This is a genomic window from Actinomycetospora sp. CA-084318, from assembly GCF_050955885.1.
Taxonomy (GTDB): Bacteria; Actinomycetota; Actinomycetes; order Mycobacteriales; family Pseudonocardiaceae; genus Actinomycetospora.
Map to the genome: position 1 here is coordinate 3,139,413 of NZ_CP192098.1, position 20,180 is coordinate 3,159,592.

Sequence of the window (20,180 nt, forward strand, 5' to 3'; positions counted from 1 at the left end):
CCCGGGGTGAACCTGTTCGGGCCGGGCGGATGGGTCCTCGTCGTCGTCATCGCCGTCGTGGTCGTGCTGTTGCTGGTCACGGCCCTCGTCGCGATCGGGCGGGCGCGCCGGCTCGACCGGCTGCACGTGCGCGTCGACGCCGCACGGCTCGGCCTCGTGGCCGCGCTCGACCGGCGGGCCGCCGTGGTCCGCGCGGTCGCCGCCACGGCCCCGCCGTCGGCGCTCTCGCCGACCGACCGCCGCGCGCTGCGGGCGGCCGCCCGCGCGGCGGAGGCCGCGGGGGACCGGGCCGGTCGCGAGGCGGCCGAGAACGACCTGGTGGGCCGCCGCGGCCCCCTGGAGACCGCCACCCTGCCCCCGGACCTGTCGGCCGAGCTCGCCGACGCCGACGCGCGGGTGGTGGTGGCCCGGCGGATCCACAACGACGCGGTGCGCGACACCCGCGCGCTGCGCGGCCGGCGGATGGTGCGCGCGCTGCGGCTGGCCGGCACCGCGCCCTACCCGGAGTACTTCGAGATCGCCGAGCCCGTCGCCGAGGCGCCGGCCCCCGACGAGGCCGAGGGACCCGCCGTGGCCCGGGACGCGGCCCGCGTCGTCGTGCTCGATCCCGACGAGCGCGTGCTGCTCTTCGAGGGTGTCGACCCGGCCCGGCCCACCGAGACGTTCTGGTTCACCCCGGGCGGCGGCATCGACCCGGGGGAGGAGCCCGTCCGGGCCGCGGCCCGCGAGCTGCACGAGGAGACGGGGCTGGCGGTCGGACGGCCCGACGACCTCGCGGGTCCGGTCTGGGTCCGGGACGTGGTCTTCAGCCACGACGGCGTCGCCTACGCCGCCCGCGAGCTGTTCTTCCTGCTGCGGGTCGACCCGACGCCCGAGATCGACGTCTCCGGGTTCACCGAGCTGGAGCGGCGCACCGTGCGGCGGCACCGGTGGTGGACGCGCACCGAGCTCGCCGCGACGGTCGACGTCGTCTACCCGCGTCAGCTCTCCGACCTGCTCGGCGACCCGGGCTCGATCGATCCGGCCGATGCGCCGGTCCCCATCCAGTAGGGCGTGACCGATGACGCCCTGACGTCGTCGGGGGCCCGCGTTTAGCATCGGGCAGGAACCCACCGTCGTCGTTGGAGGCACACCCGTGACCCGCCCGACCCAGACCACCACGCCCCAGACCGGCTCGGACGGGGTGAAGCGCGGCCTGGCCGACATGCTCAAGGGCGGCGTCATCATGGACGTCGTCACCCCGGAGCAGGCGAAGATCGCCGAGGACGCCGGCGCGGTCGCCGTCATGGCCCTCGAGCGCGTGCCGGCCGACATCCGCGCCGACGGCGGGGTGGCCCGGATGTCCGACCCCGAGATGATCACCGGGATCGTCGAGGCCGTCTCCATCCCCGTGATGGCGAAGGCGCGGATCGGCCACTTCGTCGAGGCCCGGGTGCTGCAGTCGCTCGGCGTCGACTACGTCGACGAGTCCGAGGTGCTCACCCCGGCCGACGAGGCGCACCACATCGACAAGTGGGCGTTCACCGTCCCCTTCGTCTGCGGGGCGACCAACCTGGGCGAGGCGCTGCGCCGCATCGGCGAGGGCGCGGCCATGATCCGCTCGAAGGGCGAGGCCGGCACCGGCAACGTCGTCGAGGCCACCCGCCACATGCGCGCGATCCGCGACGACATCCGCCGGCTCTCGCGGATGGACGCCCAGGAGCTCTACACGGCGGCGAAGGAGCTGCAGGCGCCGCTCCCGCTCGTGCAGGAGATCGCCGAGTCCGGCCGCCTGCCCGTCGTGCTGTTCACCGCGGGCGGCATCGCCACCCCGGCCGACGCCGCGATGATGATGCAGCTCGGCGCCGAGGGCGTGTTCGTCGGCTCCGGGATCTTCAAGTCGGGTGACCCGGCGCGGCGCGCCGAGGCGATCGTCAAGGCCACCACCTTCCACGACGACCCCGACGTGATCGCCAAGGTCTCGGCCGGTCTCGGCGAGGCGATGGTCGGGCGCACGACGGCCGACCTGCCCGACTCGGAGCGGCTCGCCACCCGCGGCTGGTAGGTACCCCCACCGGGTCCACACACGCGGATGGGAGGATCGCGGGCGATGACCGCGGAGACGAACCAGGGCGCTCGGCGGCGCGTCGTGCCGATGCAGCCGGTCGACGCCCCCACCGACGTCCTGCCGGTGGTGGGTGGACCGGGCCCGGCCCGCCCCGCACCGCCGCAGGGCCCCGTCCCGACGAGGGGTCCGGCCGGACCTCCGCCCGCGCCCGCCCCGGCACGGCCGACGGCCCGGGTGGCCGAGCCGGAACCGTCGGAGCCGGCGGAGGCGGCGGAGAAGCCGGAGCGGCGTACCGGGATGGGCATGCCCGCCCTGGTGCTCGGCCTGTTGGCCGCCGGCACGGCGTGGAGCGGGTGGGCCGGGGTGGTCCTCGGCCTGTTCGCCGTCGCGGCGGGCTTCCTCGGCGCCCGGCGCGCGTGGCGCGGTCTGGCCACCGACGGCGCGTACTCCCTCGGCGGGTTGGCGCTCGGCGCGGTGGGGCTGGTGTGGGGCGGGGTCGTGGTGTCGCAGACCCTCTTCGGCGGCGGCGCCTTCGGTGACGGGCTGACCCTCGACCAGTGCCTCTCGCAGGCCACCTCGTCGTTCGAGATGCACATGTGCAAGTCCCAGCACATCACCGAGTTCAACCAGCGCTTCCCCGACGCCGCGGAGTAGCGCCCCGTTCCGGCGTGGGACCATCCTGCGCATGACGACCTCCCGGCCCGCCGACGTCTCGAGCGACCGGGAGGGTCGCGGCCTCGGTGGGTGGGGCACGCCGGCGCTGGTCCTCGGCGTCATCGCGGTCGGGACCGCGTGGGTGGTGGGCTGGGTCGGCGTGGTCGCCGGACTGGCGGCCGTCGTCGTGGGATTCATCGGGGCGCGTCGGGCGTTCCACGACCCGGAGCGGTCCGGCGGCGCGGCCCTCGCCGGGTTGGCCCTCGGGCTGGTCGGGCTGATCTGGGGGCTCGCAGTCGTCGTGCCGGCTCTGCTCGGGAACGGCACGTTCGGCGAGGGGCTGACCCTCGACGAGTGCATGGCCCAGGCGAATGGCCAGCAGGAACAGCGCATGTGCGCGACACAGCACCTCGACGAGTACCGGGCCCGGTTCCCGGGACGAGCACAGATGTAGGGACGGACTTCCATGACGGTGACGACCGGAGGCGGCGCGGCGCCGCCCGTCGGGGTCCTCGCCCTGCAGGGCAACGTCGCCGAGCACCTCGACGCGCTGCGCGCCTGCGGCGCCGACCCGCGCCCGGTGCGGCGCCCGGCGGAGCTGGACGAGGTCGCGGGCCTCGTGCTCCCGGGCGGCGAGTCCACGACGTTGTCGAAGCTGCTCGTGGCGTTCGACCTGCTCGAGCCCCTGCGCGCCCGGTTGGCCGCCGGGATGCCCGCCTTCGGGTCGTGCGCCGGGATGATCCTGCTCGCGCGCGAGGCCATCGACGCCCGGCCCGACCAGCACCAGCTCGGCGCGCTCGACGTCGTGGTGCGGCGGAACGCGTTCGGGCGTCAGGTGCAGTCGTTCGAGTCCGACCTGGCCGTGACCGGCATCCGGGGCGGACCGGTCCGGGCGGTGTTCATCCGGGCGCCGTGGGTGGAGTCGACCGGGCGTGGCGTCGAGGTCCTGGCGCGCATCCCCGGCAGCGTGAGCGGCCCGGCGTCGGGCAAGGTGGTCGCGGTCCGGCAGGGCCCGGTGATGGCGACGGCGTTCCACCCGGAGCAGACCGGCGACGCCCGCCTGCACGACCTGTTCCTGCACCGGGTGCGGGAGTACACGGCCTGAGTTCCGGCTGGCTACCCAGCTATCCTCGGGTCATGGACTGGCGCGAGCTCGACTCCGCGACCTGCTCGATCGCGCGGACGATGACCGTGCTCGGCGAGCCGTGGACCGTCCTGGTGCTGCGCGACGTCCTGAACGGCGTGCGGCGGTTCGACGAGCTCGTCGACCACCTCGGCATCGCCCGCAACGTGCTCACCCGCCGGCTGACGACGCTCGTCGACGCGGGTCTCGTCGAGACCCGGGAGTACCGCGAGGCGGGGCGCCGTGCGCGGCGGGAGTACCGGCCGACCGCGGCCGGGTACGACCTGCGGCCCGTCCTGCTGGCGTTGATGGCGTTCGGCGACCGGCACTCCGCGGGGGAGGCCGGACCGCCCGCGGTCGCGGTGCACGAGTGCGGCTCCCCGGTCGCGCTGCAGGAGGTCTGCGCGGACGGGCACGTGCTCGCCCCGACCGACCGGGTCCGGGTGGTCCCCGGGCCCGGTGCTCGGCGCCGGACGGCCTGAGCGCTCGGCGCAGTGCCCGTGTCGGCGCCCGGGTCGGCGCCCGGGTCGGCGCTCGGGTCGGCGCCCGGATCGGCGCTCGCGTCGGCGTAAGTCAGGCCAGGATCAGACAGCTCGACGTCGCCTCCCCGAGCAGCCGCCCGCTCGCGTCGGTGATCGAGGCCCGGGCGAGGGCGACCCGTCGTCCGGCGGACACCACGACCCCCTCGCAGCGCACCGGTCCCGTGTCCGAGGACATGGGGCGGAGGAAGCGCACGCTGAGATCGAGGCTGGTGTAGCCGACGCCGGCGGGCAGCGTGGACTGGACGGCGCAGCCGCAGGCCGAGTCGAGCAGGGTCGCGAAGACGCCGCCGTGGACCGAGCCGATCGGGTTGTAGTGGTACTCGGCGGGGGTCAACGTGAACACCACCCGCCCGGCCTCGACCGACTCGACGCCGGCCCCGATCGTCGACATGATCGGTGGCGGTGGGAGCTCGCCCGACACGAGGGCCTGCAGGAACTCGAGCCCGGTGCGCCCGGCCATGTTCGCGGCGAGCGCGCGGGGGTCCTCCCACGTGTAGGCGCGTTCCCGGACGACGGGCGGGGTGTCGGTGCTCACCGGACCTCCTGAGTTGCTTGGCGAGACTCAGACACTAGCGGGCAGTGCCCGGTCTCGTCAGAAGGGTGGGTTGTCGTCGTCGTGGGGGTTCGGGGGTTGGTGGTGTTGTCTCCTTCGGCGCGTGTCGATGTGGCGCAGGGTCTGGTGCTGGGCGTCGGTGAGGTGGCCGTGCTTGTTCGTGCGGGGTCGCCAGGGTCGCTGGGGTCTCGGTTCGCTGCGGGTGTCGGTGATGCCGTGGTCGTAGGGGTCTCGGGCGACCGGCCGTAGGGGCCGGTACGGGTCGGGTCGCACGGTGTGTCGGGTGCCGGTGGGCGCGGTCCACACGAAGGTGCCCGGTGCCGTCTGGCGGACGGTCCAGCCTGTCTCGGGGGCGTGTTTGCGGAGGTGGTCCCCGACGGAGAGGGCGCCGAGGTTGTCGGCCTGGGTCGGGCCGCCGAGGACGTGGTCGTGGGTGTGGTCGATCGCGCAGGCCACGGCGGGCACGGTGCACATCGGGAACCGGCACGTGCGGTCCCTCGCGTGGATCCAGCGCGTGAGTCCGGCGCCGGGAAACCGGTGGTCGGCTTCCTTGGTGGTTCGGGCGGGGTGTTCGTCGGGTGGACGGGCGCGTTCGATTGCCAACGCTCGTTGGACGCGGCGGGCGAGTTCGGCCCAGATCCCGACGAGCGGCTGCTGGTCGAGGGTGTCGATGTCGGTGGTGTGGGCGGTGAGCTCGACGACCTGCCGCCGATATCTCGGGTCCGCGCCGGGTTGCTGGGGTGGGCGGACGAGCAGGACGTGTTCGAGTTGCCCGTGTTCGTCGTGGAGCAGGACGCGGAACTGGGCGGTGGTGCGGGTCCAGACGGCGTGGTGGGCGTCCCAGCCGGTGACGGTGCCGACGCGTAGCTGGCCGTGGGCGCGGTCGAGCCCGAGCGCGCACGCCAGGGTGGTGCGGGTGGTGGCGGGGGTGAACATCAGCCCGCGCTGCGTCCACCGCGCCGCGAAGGACGGGGGCGGCTGCCCCGGGATCCGAGGGTCGGGGGTGTTGTGGGGTGGTGGGTCGGGTTCGGGGTCCCCGGGCTGCCAGCCAGTCGGGGGTTCGGCTGTCGAGCGAGTCGCCTTGGTTGCGGCGGGGTCGTCGGTGGAGCCGTGAGGGCTCTCTCGTCCCGCCGCCGTTGGCTCAACGCTCCCTGAAAGCTCAGTGCCAGCAATGCTGGACGCGCTGACGCCTCGGCCGCCATCTTCGGTAGGTCCGCCGTCCGAGGGGCCGCCGTCGGCTGGCGGGTCGTCGAGGTCCAGCGGCCCGTCCGAGCCGTCCGAACCCTCTGAGCCCTCTGAGCCGTCCGAACCGTCGGAGTCGTCCGAACCGTCGGAGCGGTGCGGGGAGTCGCGGCCGGCGTCGTCCACGCCCTCGTTGTCCGGGCCCTCGTCGTCGGAGCCGTCGTCGGAGCCGCCGTCGGAGCCGCCGCCCGAGCCGCCCGAGCCGCCCGAGCCGCCCGAGGAGTCGGGACCGTTGTCGAGGTCAGGTGGAGTGTTCGGGTCGTCGGGGCCGCCGTCGGGACCGCCGTCGGAGCCGTCGTCGGGGCCGTCCGGGCCGTCGGGGTCGCTGCCGTCAGGGTCGCCGTCGTCGGGTGGGGCGGGTGATGGCATGAGGTCGTGGACGACCTGTTCGAGGACGGCGAGGTCACCCTCCCCGGTCGGGCAGCCGTGCAGCAGCCGCAGATACACCTGCGCCTGCACCTTCCCCGCCCCCACCGACGATCCGGCGGCCTTCAACTGTTCGAGGGCGAGCTCGGCGATCGCGACGATCCGCTCGAACGCCGGCACCGCCATCCCAGGCTCCAAATCCAGGCCGTGGATCTCCACCGCCCCCGACGGCGCCGTCCGCGTCGACACCCGCGACCGGGCCACCGCCGCGGCACGCCGGTTCTCCGCCCCCAACGGGTCCACATCGACCACCGCGGCCGCGACCCGCTGCGCCAGCTCCCACAACCCCAACTTCGGCGCGTCCTCGATCAGGGCGTCGACCACCACCGCCGCTTGGGCGTCGGTGACATCGCGCAGCCCGGACACGAACACCGACACCTTGGCCTGCTCCAAGCGCCCGTCGCGCATCGCCTCCCCGAGGCGCGGCAGGCGTTCCAGCGCCCCCTGGGCGGTCTCCAGCCGGGAGGAGGCCATCGTCACCGACCACCCCAGACGGGCGGCGATCACCCGCGGATCCGGCTCCGGCCAGCGCTCCACGGTGTCCGCGCGGCTGCGGGCGGTCTCGAGCATCCAGCAGGAGCGGCGCCACTCGTCGTGGGTCAACCGGGCCTGCCAGGCGACCAGACCGGCTTCGCACTCCTGGCCGGGCAGGTCCCGCGGGTCGGCCCAGGACACCGGCGGCAGCGGGGTGTCGAACACCCCACCGCCACCCTCATGTCCCGCCTCTATCGCCATGATCCGAACTGTAGTTCGAACCCCAGACAGCCACGGGAAGCTCGCGCAGCACCACAAGCGGCAGCACCTCCGCGAGAAGCACACGAGGCAGGAATCCGAGGCCGAGAACCTGCCCCACGTCACCCTCGCGCGCCGGAAACAAGCCAGAACACCGGAGGTCACGAATCGGACACGATCTCTCCATGCCCGGCCGAGGGCGACCCGTCGTCGGGAAGGAGTCCCCGCCGGTAGACTCGATGTCCGAGGTAGGAGCGCGACGGGCCCCGCAGTGGGCCCTCGCCGCCCGTGCCGGCGCCGGCACCCCGAGTCCCGTGGACCGCGGAGGCCGTCGCCGCACGGCCACGCGCGGACGACGAAGGGCGGGAGAGCCATGAGCGGCCACTCCAAGTGGGCGACGACGAAGCACAAGAAGGCCGCCATCGACGCCAAGCGCGGCAAGATGTTCGCGAAGCTGATCAAGAACATCGAGGTCGCCGCGCGGACCGGCGGCGGCGACCCGGCGGCGAACCCGACGCTCTACGACGCCATCCAGAAGGCCAAGAAGACGTCGGTCCCGAACGACAACATCGACCGCGCCGTGAAGCGCGGGTCGGGCGCCGAGGCCGGTGGCGCCGACTACCAGGCGATCACCTACGAGGGCTACGCCCCGGGCGGCATCGCGGTGCTCATCGAGTGCCTGACCGACAACAAGAACCGCGCCGCGGGCGAGGTCCGCACCGCCATGAACCGCAACGGCGGCGCCATGGCCGACCCGGGCTCGGTGGCCTATCTCTTCAACCGCAAGGGCGTCATCATCGTCGCCAAGGAGCAGGGCGGCACCGAGCTCGCCGAGGACGACCTCCTGCTCGCCGTCCTCGAGGCGGGCGCCGAGGAGGTCAACGACCTCGGCGAGAACTTCGAGATCCTCTGCGAGCCGACCGACCTCGTGGCGGTCCGCACCGCGTTGCAGGACGGCGGGATCGACTACGAGTCGGCGGAGGCGTCGTTCGTCCCGTCGATGAACGTCGAGGTCGACGCCGACGGCGCCCGCAAGGTGCTGCGCATCATCGACGCGCTCGAGGACTCCGACGACGTCCAGAACGTCTACTCGAACTTCGACGCCTCCGACGAGGTCATGGCCGAGGTGGGATGACGTCGGTTCCCGACGCCGAGCCGGTGCCGGTCGTCGTCGACCGGCTCGGCCCGGAGCACGCCGGCGAGGCGCTCACCGTGCAGTACGCGGCGTTCCTCTCCGAGGGGCGCCTGTACGGCACGTTCGCCATCCCGCCGCTGGTCGAGACCGCGGCCGACCTCGCGGCCGACCTCGTGAACCCCGGCACGCGCGGATGGGCGGCCTGGATCGGGACGCGCCTGGCGGGCAGCGTGCGGCTGCGTGCCCTCGACGGGCCCGGGCCGGTCGTGCTGAGCCGTGCGGCGGTGGCCCCCGACCTGCAGGGCCGCGGCATCGGCTCGCTCCTCCTCCGCGCCGCGCACGCCGACCTCGCGGCGGGTACCGAGAGCGTGCTGGTCACGGGGGAGCGCAGCGCCGGCAACCTCGCGCTCTACGGGCGCTTCGGCTACGTCGAGGTGGGTCGCGAGCTCGACACGGCGGGCGTGGCGGTCGTGCGGATGCGTCGCGTCGCGCCCTGAGATGGATCGTCACCCCGGGCCGCCCCCGTCCGTTGCCCCTCCTGTGAGGAGCTCCCGACGGCGGGTGGTGCTGCCCTGGTACTGCGTCCACGAGTCCGGGGGAGCGGCCGCCTCGACGATGGTGGCCGCCGCGTTGGTCTCCGCCGCGGCACTGCTGGCGTTCCTCGGGCTGGTGTTCGCCCGCGAGTGGGCGGTCGCGGTCATCGCGCTCGGTGTGTCGGTCGTGGCGGGCGCCAACGCGTGGGCGGCGGCCCGCACGTTGCACTGGTTCGACCGGGACCGCAGGCAGCCCGCCGCCCCTCCCGCCGGCCCGGAGTTCCCGACGACGGCTCCACCGGCTCCGGCCCCCGTGGCCCGACCGGCTCCTCCACGACCCGTTCCACCACGCCCCGGAGGTGGCCCCGGCGGGCCCGTCCCACCTCGCTCGGCCCGGTCGACCACGCCGGCGAGCGCGCCCACACCCGCCACGCCGGTCGGTTCCGCGCCGACCGCTGCCGCGCGTCCGGCTCCTGCGCCGCCCGTCGGTCCCGCGCCGTCGCGGCCCGCGGCCGTGCGACCGGTGCCGGGATTTCCAGGGGTGGCCGCGACCGTGCCGGCCCGCCCGGTGCCGTCCGCACCGGTTCCCGCGCCGACCCCGCCCGCCGCTCCCGGTGGGACCGCCGCGTCGGCCCCACCGGACCTGTCCGCCGCTCCCGGTGCGACCGCCGCGTCGGCCCGACCGACTCTGCCCGGCGCTCCTGCACAGACCGCCGCTCCTGCGCAGATCGCCGCTCCGGCACCCACGCCGCGGCGTCCGATGTCGGCGCGCCCGCCCGTGGAGCCGCCCACGGTCGAGGCGGGCAGCACCGAGACGAGCAGCACCGAAACGAGCAGCACCGAGGCCGGCACCACCGAGGCGGCTCCCGCCACGACCGAGGTCACCGAGCGGCCGACCGTGCGCGAGGCCGCCCGGGCGGCGCGCATCCGCACGCGGGCGACCGGCTCCGGTCGTGGCCGCCGCGTGGCGGGGACGCGTCCCGACTGAGCGACCGGGCGACGGAGGTCAGTCGCTGCCGGTCGGGCCGACCTCCGAGGACGGCGGCACGACCTGCCGCCCACCGAGCTCGGGGACGTGCTTGTAGAGCGTCGAGCGGCTGACGCCGAGGAGCCGGGCGATCGAGGCGACCGAGTTCTCCGGGCGGGCCAGCATCGAGCGCGCCTGGGACACCTGGTCCGGGCTCAGGGCCGGCGGGCGGCCCAGACGCTGACCGCGGGCCCGGGCGGCGGCCAGGCCGTCCCGGGTGCCCTCGACGAGCAGTTCGCGCAGGAACTCCGCCAGCGCCGCGAACACGTGGAAGACGAGCCGTCCGCCGGGCGTGGTGGTGTCGAGCCCCTCGTGCAGCGAGCGGAACCCGACCCCGCGGGACCGCAGCTCACCGACGAGGCCGACCAGCTGGGGGAGGGACCTCGTCAGGCGGTCCAGGCGGATCACGACGAGGACGTCGCCGGGCGCGAGGGAGGCGAGACAGGCGTCGAACTCGGGCCGGGCGGCGCCGCCCTTGCCCGACGAGGAGTCGACGAACACGCGGGTGCAGCCCGCCGCGAGCAGGGCCGCCCGTTGCTCCTCGGGGTCACCCGCCTCGCTGGGCGCGCCGGACGATCCGCGCCCGTACCCCACGACCTCGCCGGAGATCGCCTCCGGCTCGGCCGCGAGGAGATCGCGATGAGCAGGTTCCACGGTGCGGAATCGTACGGACAACGGTCCCATGCCGCTCATTCCGGGCCGCGCGTCGGATTCGCAACGGGTTTCTCGTCGCATCCGGACCGGAATGATCCGCGCACCATCGAGTCGTGACCTCCGCTGATGGACGCTCGTCCTCTCACTGAGTGAGCGAGCGGCGGGAGAGACCATTCGATTGAGCGCTGAACATTGCTGCCCGAGAATTCCTCCGATCGGGCGCAGTGGACCGGTCCCATTCACGGGCCGCGTCGACGTCCTGCGCCGCTCAGGTGCCCGGCGGCATCGCTGCTGGTCGAGGGCTCACGCAGCGGTGACCGTCCGAGGGCCCGACCGGGCGCACCGTGGCGGCGGGCGCCCGGCCGGGAGTCGGACGCCGTCGAGGTGATCCGGCGTCCGTACCGGGAACGGCCCCCGGGACACCCCGTGACGCCGCCGGCGCGCATTCCGTCGAATCGTGGAGAGATCGCCGGGCAGGGCGGCCGGAAATCATTCCGGAGCGAACCGGATGGCCGCGGAACGAACCCGTGTCAGGGGCGGGCCTGCAGGTCTTTCTGCATGATCACGGTGTCCACCCATTGCCCCTGCTTGTACCCGACCGCAGGCATTCGACCGACGACCTCGAATCCCAGTCGGCGGTGCAGGACGATCGAGGGCGTGTCGTGCCGCGCGTCGGGGAGGGTCGCGATGACGGCGACCACCTGCCGCATGTCGGTGTGCGCGAGGCCGTCGACGAGCGCGGACAGCAGGCGCCCGCCCAGGCCCCGTCCGGTGGCCTCGGGGGCGATGTAGACGGAGTCCTCGACGGTGTAGCGGTACGCGGCGTGCGGTCGGAACTGCGCGCACGCGGCGAAGCCGGCCACGGAGAGGCCGCCGCCCCCGGAGGCGCCGGACGGCAGGTCGGCGACCACGAAGGGGAGCTTGTGCTCCCGCGCCGCCACGATCCGCTCGCGCCAGACCTCCGCCGACGGCGGGTCCTCCACGAACGTCGCGATCGAGGCCAGCACGTAGCCGCCGAACACGTCGGCGATCCGAGGGGCGTCGGCCTCCTCGGCCGGTCGGACGACGACGTCCGGGCGGTCGGGCGGGGCGGCGGCTCCGGTCATGGCCGGCATCCTCCTCCGGGGTCCGGTGCCCGCGCCACGAGCCGGTCGGTGCCGGGCATCCCGGTGCCGAGCCGGCGGGTCACTCGACCCGGACGAGCTGGTACTCCCACTCCTCGGCCTCGTTGCGGACCGTGCGCTCGTAGATGGCGTGGCCCTGCCCGCCGACCATGCGCGACATCGTCTCGCGGAAGTCGCGGTCGGTGGTGGGGAGCGGGATCCGCTGGAGCAGCGGCGGCTCGTCCGGCCCGTTGTCGGGCAGGGAGACCGCCCCGACGCCCTGCAGCGGTCCGTTGACGTAGCGGACGGCGACTTCCCTCATGCACCCCTCCAGATGATCGCTGGTGTGCACCCTACGGCCGCAGCGCGGAGTCCGTCATCACGGTGGAGGACCCGAACAGACCAATGCTCCTCGCCGGGTTATCACCTAGCGTGCAGAGGATGCGTACGGCGGTCCTCCTGCTCACCGGCTTCGGGTTGCTCGGCGCCGGGGCCACGGCGATCGCCCTCGGCCACCTGGTGCTCGGGATCGCCCTGGTCGTCCTCGGGCTCGCCCTCAAGCTCACCGGGTTCCTGCTCGGGGACTCGACGGTGGCCGCACCGGGCCGCGGGCCGCAGACGCTCGCCGGGCAGCGCGTCGAGCGGCCACGGGCCGGCATCCCGGTGGGACGGGCGGCCGTCCGGCGCGGGGTCGTGTCCCCGCTGCGGTCCGCGCGCCCGGTCCCGCCGGCGGCGTCCCGGCACCGCCGGGCCTCGTGACCGACCGCGCCGACGTGTCAGGCTGCACCGCGTGACCGCCTGGGAGTACGCGACCCTCGAGATCTCGGCCGTCCAGCTCGCGAAGGCCGACCTGGACCCGTCGTCGTCGAGCCACGACACCGCCGAGTGGCAGGCCTACGCGATCGGGCCGAAGGACGAGCTGATCTTCGAGGAGTACCGCCCCTACAGCGTCCCGTGGGCGCGCCTGTTCGCCGAGCACCTCAACCGCCTCGGCCGCGACGGCTGGGAGCTGGTGCAGTTCGGCGGTCCCCAGCACGCGCTCTACCCGACCGGGTACGTGCACTCCTCGGGGACCTACACGACGGTCGTCGAGAGCCGCTTCGTGCTGCGCCGTCCGGCCTGATCCCCGACGACGGATCCCGGCCGGATCCGTCGTCGGGAAGGCATCGTCAGCCGCGGACCGCCGCACCGGAGGCGGCCAGCTCGCGGGCCTCCTCGGGCGTGGAGACCGCGGGGTTGGAGCCGAGGAGCGGCTTGCGCGCCGGGTCCTTCAGCTTCACCAGCACGATCACGCCGACGATCCCCGCGAAGATCAGGTACATCGCGGGCCAGTAGCCCCAGCCGGTGCCGAGGACGAGGGCGGTCATGATCAGCGAGGTCGTGCCGGCGAAGGCCGACACGAAGATGTTGAACGAGATCGAGAGCCCGCCGTAGCGGACCTCGGTCGGGAAGAGCGCCGGGAGCGTCGACGGGCAGGTCGAGGAGAACAGGACCAGCAGGATGCCCATCACCGCGAGGCCGACCGCCACGAGCACGACCGAGCCGAGCTGCAGGATGTAGAGCATCGGCACCGCGAGCACCACGAGGCCGATCGACCCCGCGTACAGCAGTGGCTTGCGGCCGATGCGGTCACTGAGCATGCCGAGCCCCGGGATGATGAACACGGCGATCCACAGGATGACGATCTGGATCACCTGGGACGTGGTCGTGTCGATGGCCTGCCCGCCGACGGCGGTGACGTTCTCCTCGAGGAAGGTCGGCATGTAGCTGGTCAGCATGTAGTTCGTGATGTTCCAGGCGACGACCAGACCGCCGGCGGTGAGCATCGCGGGCCAGTACTTCACGAACAGCTTCTTGATGCCCTCGCCGGCCTGCTGGCCCTCCCGCTCCTCGGACTCCGAGAGCAGCGTCTGGAAGGCGGGCGTCTCCTCGAGCTTCACCCGCAGGTACACCCCGACGATGCCCAGCGGCAGCGCGATGAAGAACGGGATGCGCCATGCCCAGGTCGACGCGAATTCGGGCGTGGAGACGAGCGGGATCACGGTCGCGACGGTGGCGCCGAGGGCGTATCCGATGAACGTCCCGCACTCGAGGAAGCTGCCGAAGAATCCGCGTCGCCGGTCCGGGGAGTACTCGGCGATGAACGTCATCGCGCCCGCGTACTCACCACCGGTGGAGAAGCCCTGCACCACGCGGCAGAGCACGAGCAGGATCGGTGCCCAGATGCCGATCGCCGAGTACGGCGGGATGAAGCCGAGCAGGAAGGTGCCGATCGCCATCATGATGACGGTGATCGAGAGGACCTTGGTGCGGCCGATACGGTCGCCGAGGGGGCCGAAGAACAGCCCGCCCAGCGGCCTGACCAGGAACGACACCGCGAAACCCGCGAAGACGCCGACCTGCGCGAGGGGTCCGGGCGGGAAGAAGTTCGACTCGATCGTCGTCGCGAGATAGGCGTAGACGCCGAAGTCGAACCACTCGGTGATGTTGCCGACCGCCGCGGCGCCCACGGCCCGCTTCATCGTCGCGTCGTCGGTGACCGTGATGTTGGCCGGCGTCCCGCCGGCCCCTGCCTCCGCCGTATCCGTCACGACATGTCCTCCCCGCCTCGCGACCACGTGCCGCGCCACTGGTTCGAACCATTAACCATGGAGGTTCGACCGGAAACCTCGCAGGCCGGTTATCGGGCGTATGTCCGAATTGCCTGCTTTGCTTGCGAAACTGTTTCCCGAAGCGTGACACGAGACACGGGGATCCACCCGCCGGACGATGGAACACGACCCGAGATCGACGCGTCATACGGGGTGGATGCAGCCAGCATCCGACGTTCGCAAGCGCCGCCCCTCCGGCCGGGTCATCCGGACCCGATCACCGGACGCGGCGCGTGCATGTGGTGAGGAGGAGCCACCCGTGGCTGCTGTCTTCGTGTCGATGGTCGTCGTTGCCGGTGCAGGATTCGGAGTGGCCTCGAGCCTCGCCGCCTACGCCCACCGCAACTGGCGGCGCACCCCGGCGATGGAGCTCGTCGAGGCCTGATCGCACCCGTTCCGACGGCGGGTCTCCTCCGGGGGGCCCGCCGTCGTCGTGTCCGGGGTCGTCAGACCGGCCAGCGCTCCTGGCGCCAGGCGGCGTCCCAGAACATCCACTCGTAGCGCGACGTCGTCCGGTAGTGCGCGAGCACCTTCGTCCGCTCCACGGGTGCGAGGTCGGCGGCCACCCGGTCCATGACGCCGACGGCCGCGTCGACCACCGCCTGGAACTCGTCCCCGCCGTACATCGCGATCCAGCGCGCGTAGAGCGGGTCGGGCGAGGACTCCGCCAGCAGGGCCTCCCCGACCCGGGCGTAGATCCAGTAGCACGGCAGCACGGCGCCGAGCCCCTCCGCGAACGAGCCACCGTGCACCGTGGCGAGCAGGTAGCTCGTGTAGGCGAGGGTGGTCGGCCCGGTCGGCGCGTCGCGGTCGATCGCCAGGGCCTCCGAGAGCTCGGCGTGCATCTCCTGCTCCGCGGCGATCGCGCCGGCGGCATGCTGGGCGAACAGCGTGGTGTCGTCCTCGGTCGGCGCCCGCGCCGCGAGGACCGCGAGCGCCCGGGCGTAGCCCCGCAGGTAGTGACTGTCCTGCGTGACGAAGTGCCCGAACGCCGCGTGGGGGAGCGTCCCGTCGGTCAGACCGGTGAGGAACGGGTGGGCCCGCACCGCGTCGTAGACGTCGGCCGCCGACTCCCAGAGCTCGTCGCTGAAGCGCACGCGGTCAGCGTGTCACGTCCGCCCGCAGGGTCGGATCGATCATGGGATGCATCTCGCCACGGCAGACGCCGCGGACCACGGCGGGGTCGGCGTCCCGGACGCGTTCGGCCTCCTCGGCGGAGTCGGTCTCGACCACCGCGAGGCCCCAGAACCCGGCCGGGTCGGCGACCGGTCCGAAGAGGACCGCGGTGCCGCGCTCGACGAGGCCGTGCCAGTAGCCGGCGTGCTCGGCCATGACGGCGACCTCCTCGGCCGTCATGTCCTGCGCGAACGTCGGCCGTGGCGCGATGAGGCGGTAGGCGTGGATCATGCGTGCTCCTCGGGGGATGTCTGCTCGGCGGCCGCGGTGAGAGCGCCGAGGATCGCGGTCCAGCCGCGGGTGAAGCCGCCGCCGACGTAGCCGCCGGGGGTGGCGCAGTCGCGGGCGAGCTGCTCCTCGGAGAGGGCCTCCCAGCCGCGGTGCTCCACGGTCACCCTCGTCAGGGCGGGGGCGAGCGCGGCGAAGGTCAGCTCGACCTCGGTCGGCGCCGGGGTCGGGGTCCAGGTCATGACGAGGCGGTGCGGCGGCTCCCAGACGAGCAGCCGGCCCCACTCGACCTCGGTCCCGTCGTCCCACGTCTCGACCACGCGGCCGTCGACGCGGGGCTCGACGGTGACGTCGTCCACCCGCTCCTTCCCGGCCGAGTAGGGCCGCAGCGGCCACCAGGTGCCGATGGTCTCCACGAAGACGCGGAAGGTGTGGTCGGCGGTGCTGCGCACGAGCGTGGAGCGGCGGATCGGCGGGCGGCGCAGCGGCAGCACGCGGGCGGTGTCGGTCATGCGGTCTCCTCGCTCGTCCCGGTCCGGTCGGCGGTGTCCGTCCCGGCGTCCGCCTCGACCAGGCGCCGGGCCGTGTCCAGCGCCGAGTCCCACAGATCGTCGAGCAGGTCCCGCAGCCCCGCCAGCCCCTCCGGGCGGGCCCGGTAGAGCCGGCGGGTCGCCTCCCGGCGCTCGTGCAGGAGTCCGGCCTCCTTCAGGACGGTGAGGTGCTGGCTCACCGCGGTCCGGGACACGTCGAAGGCGGCGGCGATCTCGCCGGCCGCCAGCTCGTCGTGGGCGACGAGCTGCAGGATCGCCCGGCGGCGGGGCTCGGCGAGCGCCCGGAGGGCGGCGTCGGCCGGGTCGGTGGCGCTCACGCCCAGAGGCCCACGGGGTTGCCGTCCGGGTCGGCCAGGACCGCGATCCGGCCGTAGTCGCCCGGCAGGTCCATCGGCTCGGCGAGCCGTGCCCCACCGAGCTGCGTCGCCCGGGCGAGGGTGGCCTCGAGGTCGTCCACGCGCACGTAGAACTTCACGCCGGTGTCGCCGGGGGCCTGCGACGGCCCGATGCCTCCGGTCACGGCGTCCTCGCCCGCGCCGGTGTCGACCATCGCGTAGCCCTCCATCGTCGGGTCCTCGTCGATCGTCCAGGCGAACAGGTCGCCGTAGAAGCGCTGCGCGCGCCGGTGGTCGTCGCTCACGACCTCGAAGAATGCGACCGGTCGTCCCATCGTGGCCTCCTTATGTCGGTGTGCGCTGACGTTAGCCGCTGCGAACGTCAGTGTCTACTGACAGATACGTCTGCGATCATGTCGCCATGCGTGCACGGGCCCTCGGGCTGCTCCTCGGGGTCGCGGCCGACGCGGTGCTCGGCGACCCGCGCCGGGGCCACCCGGTGGCGTTGTTCGGATCCGTGGCGGGGCGCCTCGAGCGGGCGTGGTGGGCCGACTCGCGGCCCCGGGGCGCGGCGTACTGCGCCGTCCTCGTGGGCGGGGTCGTCGGCGGCGGGGTGATGGCCGAGCGGGTCGCGGGTCGGTTCACGACGGGCCGGGTGCTGCTGACCGCGGCCGCGACGTGGGTGGTGCTCGGCGGCCGGTCGCTCGCGGGTGAGGGCTCGGCGCTCGCGGCCGAACTCACCGCCGACGACCTCGCCGCCGCCCGCCGCCGGCTGCCCTCGCTGTGCGGGCGCGACCCGTCCTCCCTCGACGCCGACGGCCTGGCCCGGGCGGCGCTGGAGTCGGTCGCCGAGAACACCTCCGACGCGGTCGTCGCCCCGCTCGTCTGGGGCGCCGTCGCCGGGGTGCCGGGCCTGCTCGGGTACCGGGCGGCGAACACCCTCGACGCCATGGTCGGCCACCTCTCGGTGCGCCACCGCCGGTTCGGGTGGGCGGCCGCCCGGCTCGACGACGTGCTCAACGGCGTCCCCGCCCGGCTCGCCGCGTTCCTGACGGCGGGTGCGGCGCCGCTGGTCGGCGGGCGTCCCGCCGCGTCGCTGCGGGCCTGGCGCGCCGACGCCGCGAAGCACCCGAGCCCGAACGCGGGACCGGTCGAGGCGGCCTTCGCCGGAGCGCTGTGGCGGCAGCTCGGTGGCCGGACCGTCTACCCCTACGGGGTGCAGGACCGCCCGACGCTCGGGTCGGGCCCGGCGCCGCGGGTGGCCGACCTGGCCCGCGCCGTCCGGCTCTCCCGCGTGGTCACCGTGGCGTCCGCGCTCGTGGCCGCGGGGGTGGCGGCGGTCCTGCCACCTGCTTGATCAGCGGATTCAGCGGCCGTAACGGTCCGCGAGGACGTCGGCGGTCGTGCGGGGGCCGGGCTCGGGAGTCGGCCCGGTTGCGTCGTCGGGGGGTTCGTCCTTGCGGGTGCGGTACTCGAGGCGCACGAAGTAGAACCACCCGCCGATCGCCATGACCCCGAAGATCAGCCACTGCCAGGCGTAGGAGTACGACGGGTTCGGGTCGGGCGGGGGGAGCGGGACGGCGGTGACCGTGCCGGGCTGGTCGGGCAGCAGCTGCAGGTAGCCGGGGCTGACCGGCAGCCCCAGCGCGGGCCCGATCTGGGCCGCGTCGATCGCGTAGAACTGCCGGTAGCCCGCCTGGTCGATCGGGGCGCGGTCGGTGGGCGACTCGTCGGGCCGCTGGTAGGCGACGAGCGTGACGACGCCGCCCGGGGGCGGGGCGATCGGCGGCAGGACGGTGCCGGCGGGGCGCACGTAGCCGCGGTCGACGAGGAGGGTCTCGCCGTCCGTCGTCCGGAAGGGCGTGAGCACCTCGCTCGCCGCGCTCCCGTCGACCGAGCGGAGGCGGGCGAGGACCTCCCCGCCCTGGTAGGTGCCCGTGACGATCACCTGCCGCCAGGCGGCGTCGGCGTCCGGCTCCGCGCCGCGGGGGACGAGCTCGCCCCGCGGCACCGCCGCGGTCGAGACGGCCCGGACGAGGGCGGCGTTCTCGCCGTCGCGCTCGTCGCTGCGGTGGAACTGCCAGGGCGCGAGCAGGTAGTAGCACCCGAACGCGAACCCGGCGACCGCCAACGTCAGGGCGATCCACCCGGGCCGGAGGAGGAAGCGCACCCCCTCAGTATGCCGCCGGCGTGTCAGGTCACCGCTCGGAGCGCGGCGTCGCCGTACCCGCCGCCGAAGAGCGCCGCGTGCACGAGCAGCGGGAAGAGCTGGTGGAGTCCGACCCGGTCGCGCCACCCGTCGGCGAGCGGCGCGGCCTCGTCGTACGCCGCGAGCACCGTCTCCAGGTGCGGGTGGCCGAAGAGGGCGAACATCGCGAGGTCGGTCTCCCGGTGACCGCCGTGCGCGGCCGGGTCGATCAGCCACGCCCGGTCGGACCACAGCACGTTGCCGCTCCACAGGTCGCCGTGCAGGCGGGCGGGCGGTTCCGCGGGGCCGGGGTCGAGCGTCGCCCCCTCGATGCGGGTGGCCGCCGAGGCCGACAGGGCGCCCCGGTCCACCGCCGTGCGCAGGTAGGGCTGCACCCGGTCGGCGAGGTACCAGTCGAGCCAGGGGCCGTCGTGCGGCTCGTTGCGCATCGGGGCCTCGCCGATCCATGCCTCGGTCGGTCCGCCCGGCGGCGGCGCCCCGAACGCGGGCGCCCCGGCGGCGTGCAGGGCGGCGAGCTCCCGGCCGAAGGCCTCCGCGGCGGCCCGCGACGCGGAGCCGGTGGGCACCAGGGTCGTCACCAGCGTCGCGTCGTCGGCGTGGAGCACCTCGGGCACCGCGACGACGCCCGGCTCGGCCAGCCACCGCAGCCCGGCCGCCTCCGCGGCGACGTCGCCCCGCTTGACGACGACCTCGCGGCCGTCGTCGAGCGTGCAGACCTCGACCGAGCCGAGGGAGCGGGTGGCGACGACGGCCCGGCCGAGGACCCGGGTCACGCGTGCTCCCGGGCCCAGGCGACCACGGCCGGCGCCGCCGCCTCGATCATCGCGAGCACCTCGTCGAAGCCCTCGTCGCCGCCGTAGTACGGGTCGGGGACCTCGGCGCCGTCCGGGGCGGCCGGGTCGAAGGAGCGCAGCAGCCGGACCCGCTCCGGGTCGGCGCCGGCGCGGCGCGGGTCGCGGGCGTGGTCGGCGGTCGCCGCGAGCAGGAGGTCGGCGCCGAGCGTGTCGTCGGCGACCTGGCGCGCCACGTGGTCGGTGTCGTAGCCGTGCTCGGCCAGGGTGGCCGCGGCCCGCCGGTCCATCGGCTCGCCGACGTGCCAGGGGCCGACCCCGACGCTCGACACCGAGACCCGGTCGGCGAGCCCGGCGTCGGCGAGGGCGGCCCGCAGCACCTGTTCGGCCATGGGCGAGCGGCAGATGTTGCCCGTGCAGACGGTCACGAGGGAGAGCACGGGGCCGATCATCCCGACCACCGCCGGT

The 20,180-nt window shown here is 74.3% G+C and carries 28 protein-coding genes; 13 read left to right on the forward strand and 15 right to left on the reverse strand.

The genetic code is table 11. The features are described 5' to 3' along the window. Positions 1 to 6: 6 nt before the first annotated feature. From ACQPYX_RS15305 to ACQPYX_RS15330, 6 genes are all read left to right on the forward strand, one after another. Positions 7 to 1,050 carry an NUDIX hydrolase gene (locus ACQPYX_RS15305; RefSeq protein WP_433798204.1) on the forward strand — a complete coding sequence of 348 codons (1,044 nt, stop codon included), beginning with the start codon at positions 7 to 9 and terminating at the stop codon, positions 1,048 to 1,050. An 85-nt stretch (positions 1,051 to 1,135) separates the two neighbouring features. Continuing rightward, positions 1,136 to 2,044: a pyridoxal 5'-phosphate synthase lyase subunit PdxS gene (gene pdxS, locus ACQPYX_RS15310; RefSeq protein ID WP_433798205.1), complete on the forward strand. Its 909-nt coding sequence runs from the start codon at positions 1,136 to 1,138 to the stop codon at positions 2,042 to 2,044. Between the two features lie 45 nt (positions 2,045 to 2,089). Then, entirely contained in the window at positions 2,090 to 2,701 is a 612-nt protein-coding gene (locus tag ACQPYX_RS15315) for a hypothetical protein (protein WP_433798206.1), read from the forward strand. A gap of 31 nt (positions 2,702 to 2,732) precedes the next feature. Next, positions 2,733 to 3,155: a hypothetical protein gene (locus ACQPYX_RS15320; protein WP_433798207.1), complete on the forward strand. Its 423-nt coding sequence runs from the start codon at positions 2,733 to 2,735 to the stop codon at positions 3,153 to 3,155. A gap of 12 nt (positions 3,156 to 3,167) precedes the next feature. Next, the gene (gene pdxT, locus ACQPYX_RS15325; RefSeq protein WP_433798208.1) at positions 3,168 to 3,806 is read left to right on the forward strand and encodes a pyridoxal 5'-phosphate synthase glutaminase subunit PdxT; all 639 of its coding nucleotides are present in this window, start codon (positions 3,168 to 3,170) and stop codon (positions 3,804 to 3,806) included. A 32-nt stretch (positions 3,807 to 3,838) separates the two neighbouring features. After that, entirely contained in the window at positions 3,839 to 4,306 is a 468-nt protein-coding gene (locus ACQPYX_RS15330; RefSeq protein WP_433798209.1) for a winged helix-turn-helix transcriptional regulator, read from the forward strand. Between the two features lie 91 nt (positions 4,307 to 4,397). Here the strand turns inward: ACQPYX_RS15330 and ACQPYX_RS15335 are convergent, their stop codons facing one another. Both ACQPYX_RS15335 and ACQPYX_RS15340 read right to left on the reverse strand, forming a co-directional pair. Beyond that, complete coding sequence (locus ACQPYX_RS15335) at positions 4,398 to 4,901, reverse strand: PaaI family thioesterase (RefSeq protein ID WP_433798210.1); 504 nt, start codon at positions 4,899 to 4,901, stop codon at positions 4,398 to 4,400. A gap of 57 nt (positions 4,902 to 4,958) precedes the next feature. Continuing rightward, positions 4,959 to 7,322, reverse strand: a complete 2,364-nt coding sequence (locus ACQPYX_RS15340; RefSeq protein WP_433798211.1) for a DUF222 domain-containing protein — start codon at positions 7,320 to 7,322, stop codon at positions 4,959 to 4,961. Between the two features lie 370 nt (positions 7,323 to 7,692). Between ACQPYX_RS15340 and ACQPYX_RS15345 the strand changes: the two genes are divergently transcribed. Together ACQPYX_RS15345 and ACQPYX_RS15350 are read left to right on the forward strand one after the other, a co-directional pair. Beyond that, positions 7,693 to 8,454 carry a YebC/PmpR family DNA-binding transcriptional regulator gene (locus tag ACQPYX_RS15345; protein WP_433798212.1) on the forward strand — a complete coding sequence of 254 codons (762 nt, stop codon included), beginning with the start codon at positions 7,693 to 7,695 and terminating at the stop codon, positions 8,452 to 8,454. After that, positions 8,451 to 8,951 (forward strand): GNAT family N-acetyltransferase, encoded by a 501-nt coding sequence (locus tag ACQPYX_RS15350; RefSeq protein WP_433798213.1) that lies wholly within the window; start codon positions 8,451 to 8,453, stop codon positions 8,949 to 8,951. The genes ACQPYX_RS15345 and ACQPYX_RS15350 overlap by 4 nt, the downstream gene beginning before the upstream one ends. Before the next feature lie 9 nt (positions 8,952 to 8,960). Here ACQPYX_RS15350 and ACQPYX_RS15355 read toward each other — a convergent pair whose 3' ends face one another. Further along, on the reverse strand, positions 8,961 to 9,155 hold the full coding sequence (locus ACQPYX_RS15355; protein WP_433798214.1) for a hypothetical protein: 195 nt from the start codon (positions 9,153 to 9,155) through the stop codon (positions 8,961 to 8,963). Positions 9,156 to 9,747: 592 nt separating this feature from the next. Here ACQPYX_RS15355 and ACQPYX_RS15360 point away from each other — a divergent pair. Then, on the forward strand, positions 9,748 to 9,975 hold the full coding sequence (locus ACQPYX_RS15360; RefSeq protein WP_433798215.1) for a hypothetical protein: 228 nt from the start codon (positions 9,748 to 9,750) through the stop codon (positions 9,973 to 9,975). 18 nt (positions 9,976 to 9,993) lie between these two features. Here ACQPYX_RS15360 and ACQPYX_RS15365 read toward each other — a convergent pair whose 3' ends face one another. The 3 genes from ACQPYX_RS15365 to ACQPYX_RS15375 all read right to left on the reverse strand — a co-directional run bounded on the left by ACQPYX_RS15365 (position 9,994) and on the right by ACQPYX_RS15375 (position 12,093). Then, complete coding sequence (locus tag ACQPYX_RS15365; RefSeq protein WP_433798216.1) at positions 9,994 to 10,668, reverse strand: recombinase family protein; 675 nt, start codon at positions 10,666 to 10,668, stop codon at positions 9,994 to 9,996. A gap of 530 nt (positions 10,669 to 11,198) precedes the next feature. Further along, a complete protein-coding gene (locus ACQPYX_RS15370; RefSeq protein WP_433798217.1) occupies positions 11,199 to 11,774 on the reverse strand; it encodes an N-acetyltransferase family protein in 576 nt (191 codons plus the stop codon). A gap of 79 nt (positions 11,775 to 11,853) precedes the next feature. Then, a complete protein-coding gene (locus ACQPYX_RS15375; protein WP_433798218.1) occupies positions 11,854 to 12,093 on the reverse strand; it encodes a hypothetical protein in 240 nt (79 codons plus the stop codon). A 119-nt stretch (positions 12,094 to 12,212) separates the two neighbouring features. On the opposite strand from ACQPYX_RS15375, the gene ACQPYX_RS15380 reads away from it, so the two are divergent. Together ACQPYX_RS15380 and ACQPYX_RS15385 are read left to right on the forward strand one after the other, a co-directional pair. Then, positions 12,213 to 12,530: a hypothetical protein gene (locus ACQPYX_RS15380; RefSeq protein ID WP_433798219.1), complete on the forward strand. Its 318-nt coding sequence runs from the start codon at positions 12,213 to 12,215 to the stop codon at positions 12,528 to 12,530. 31 nt (positions 12,531 to 12,561) lie between these two features. Then, positions 12,562 to 12,894, forward strand: a complete 333-nt coding sequence (locus ACQPYX_RS15385; RefSeq protein ID WP_230759200.1) for a hypothetical protein — start codon at positions 12,562 to 12,564, stop codon at positions 12,892 to 12,894. 46 nt (positions 12,895 to 12,940) lie between these two features. Here ACQPYX_RS15385 and ACQPYX_RS15390 read toward each other — a convergent pair whose 3' ends face one another. After that, positions 12,941 to 14,362: an MFS transporter gene (locus tag ACQPYX_RS15390; RefSeq protein ID WP_433798220.1), complete on the reverse strand. Its 1,422-nt coding sequence runs from the start codon at positions 14,360 to 14,362 to the stop codon at positions 12,941 to 12,943. 319 nt (positions 14,363 to 14,681) lie between these two features. On the opposite strand from ACQPYX_RS15390, the gene ACQPYX_RS15395 reads away from it, so the two are divergent. Next, positions 14,682 to 14,807 carry a hypothetical protein gene (locus tag ACQPYX_RS15395; protein WP_433798221.1) on the forward strand — a complete coding sequence of 42 codons (126 nt, stop codon included), beginning with the start codon at positions 14,682 to 14,684 and terminating at the stop codon, positions 14,805 to 14,807. A 61-nt stretch (positions 14,808 to 14,868) separates the two neighbouring features. Here ACQPYX_RS15395 and tenA read toward each other — a convergent pair whose 3' ends face one another. The 5 genes from tenA to ACQPYX_RS15420 are packed head-to-tail and all read right to left on the reverse strand — an operon-like array spanning position 14,869 to position 17,047. Further along, entirely contained in the window at positions 14,869 to 15,519 is a 651-nt protein-coding gene (tenA, locus tag ACQPYX_RS15400; protein ID WP_433798222.1) for a thiaminase II, read from the reverse strand. A 4-nt stretch (positions 15,520 to 15,523) separates the two neighbouring features. Beyond that, the gene (locus ACQPYX_RS15405) at positions 15,524 to 15,829 is read right to left on the reverse strand and encodes a YciI family protein (protein WP_433798223.1); all 306 of its coding nucleotides are present in this window, start codon (positions 15,827 to 15,829) and stop codon (positions 15,524 to 15,526) included. Beyond that, positions 15,826 to 16,338 (reverse strand): SRPBCC domain-containing protein, encoded by a 513-nt coding sequence (locus tag ACQPYX_RS15410; protein WP_433798224.1) that lies wholly within the window; start codon positions 16,336 to 16,338, stop codon positions 15,826 to 15,828. Before ACQPYX_RS15410 ends, ACQPYX_RS15405 begins: the two co-directional genes overlap by 4 nt. Continuing rightward, a complete protein-coding gene (locus ACQPYX_RS15415; protein ID WP_433798225.1) occupies positions 16,335 to 16,694 on the reverse strand; it encodes an ArsR/SmtB family transcription factor in 360 nt (119 codons plus the stop codon). Before ACQPYX_RS15415 ends, ACQPYX_RS15410 begins: the two co-directional genes overlap by 4 nt. Next, a complete protein-coding gene (locus ACQPYX_RS15420) occupies positions 16,691 to 17,047 on the reverse strand; it encodes a VOC family protein (RefSeq protein WP_433798226.1) in 357 nt (118 codons plus the stop codon). The genes ACQPYX_RS15415 and ACQPYX_RS15420 overlap by 4 nt, the downstream gene beginning before the upstream one ends. A gap of 86 nt (positions 17,048 to 17,133) precedes the next feature. On the opposite strand from ACQPYX_RS15420, the gene ACQPYX_RS15425 reads away from it, so the two are divergent. Continuing rightward, positions 17,134 to 18,069 (forward strand): cobalamin biosynthesis protein, encoded by a 936-nt coding sequence (locus ACQPYX_RS15425; protein ID WP_433798227.1) that lies wholly within the window; start codon positions 17,134 to 17,136, stop codon positions 18,067 to 18,069. 9 nt (positions 18,070 to 18,078) lie between these two features. Here ACQPYX_RS15425 and ACQPYX_RS15430 read toward each other — a convergent pair whose 3' ends face one another. The 3 genes from ACQPYX_RS15430 to ACQPYX_RS15440 are packed head-to-tail and all read right to left on the reverse strand — an operon-like array spanning position 18,079 to position 20,164. Then, the gene (locus ACQPYX_RS15430; protein WP_433798228.1) at positions 18,079 to 18,882 is read right to left on the reverse strand and encodes an SURF1 family cytochrome oxidase biogenesis protein; all 804 of its coding nucleotides are present in this window, start codon (positions 18,880 to 18,882) and stop codon (positions 18,079 to 18,081) included. 23 nt (positions 18,883 to 18,905) lie between these two features. Further along, positions 18,906 to 19,694, reverse strand: a complete 789-nt coding sequence (locus tag ACQPYX_RS15435) for a fructosamine kinase family protein (protein ID WP_433798229.1) — start codon at positions 19,692 to 19,694, stop codon at positions 18,906 to 18,908. Next, on the reverse strand, positions 19,691 to 20,164 hold the full coding sequence (locus ACQPYX_RS15440; protein WP_433798230.1) for a low molecular weight protein-tyrosine-phosphatase: 474 nt from the start codon (positions 20,162 to 20,164) through the stop codon (positions 19,691 to 19,693). Before ACQPYX_RS15440 ends, ACQPYX_RS15435 begins: the two co-directional genes overlap by 4 nt. Positions 20,165 to 20,180: the final 16 nt, after the last annotated feature.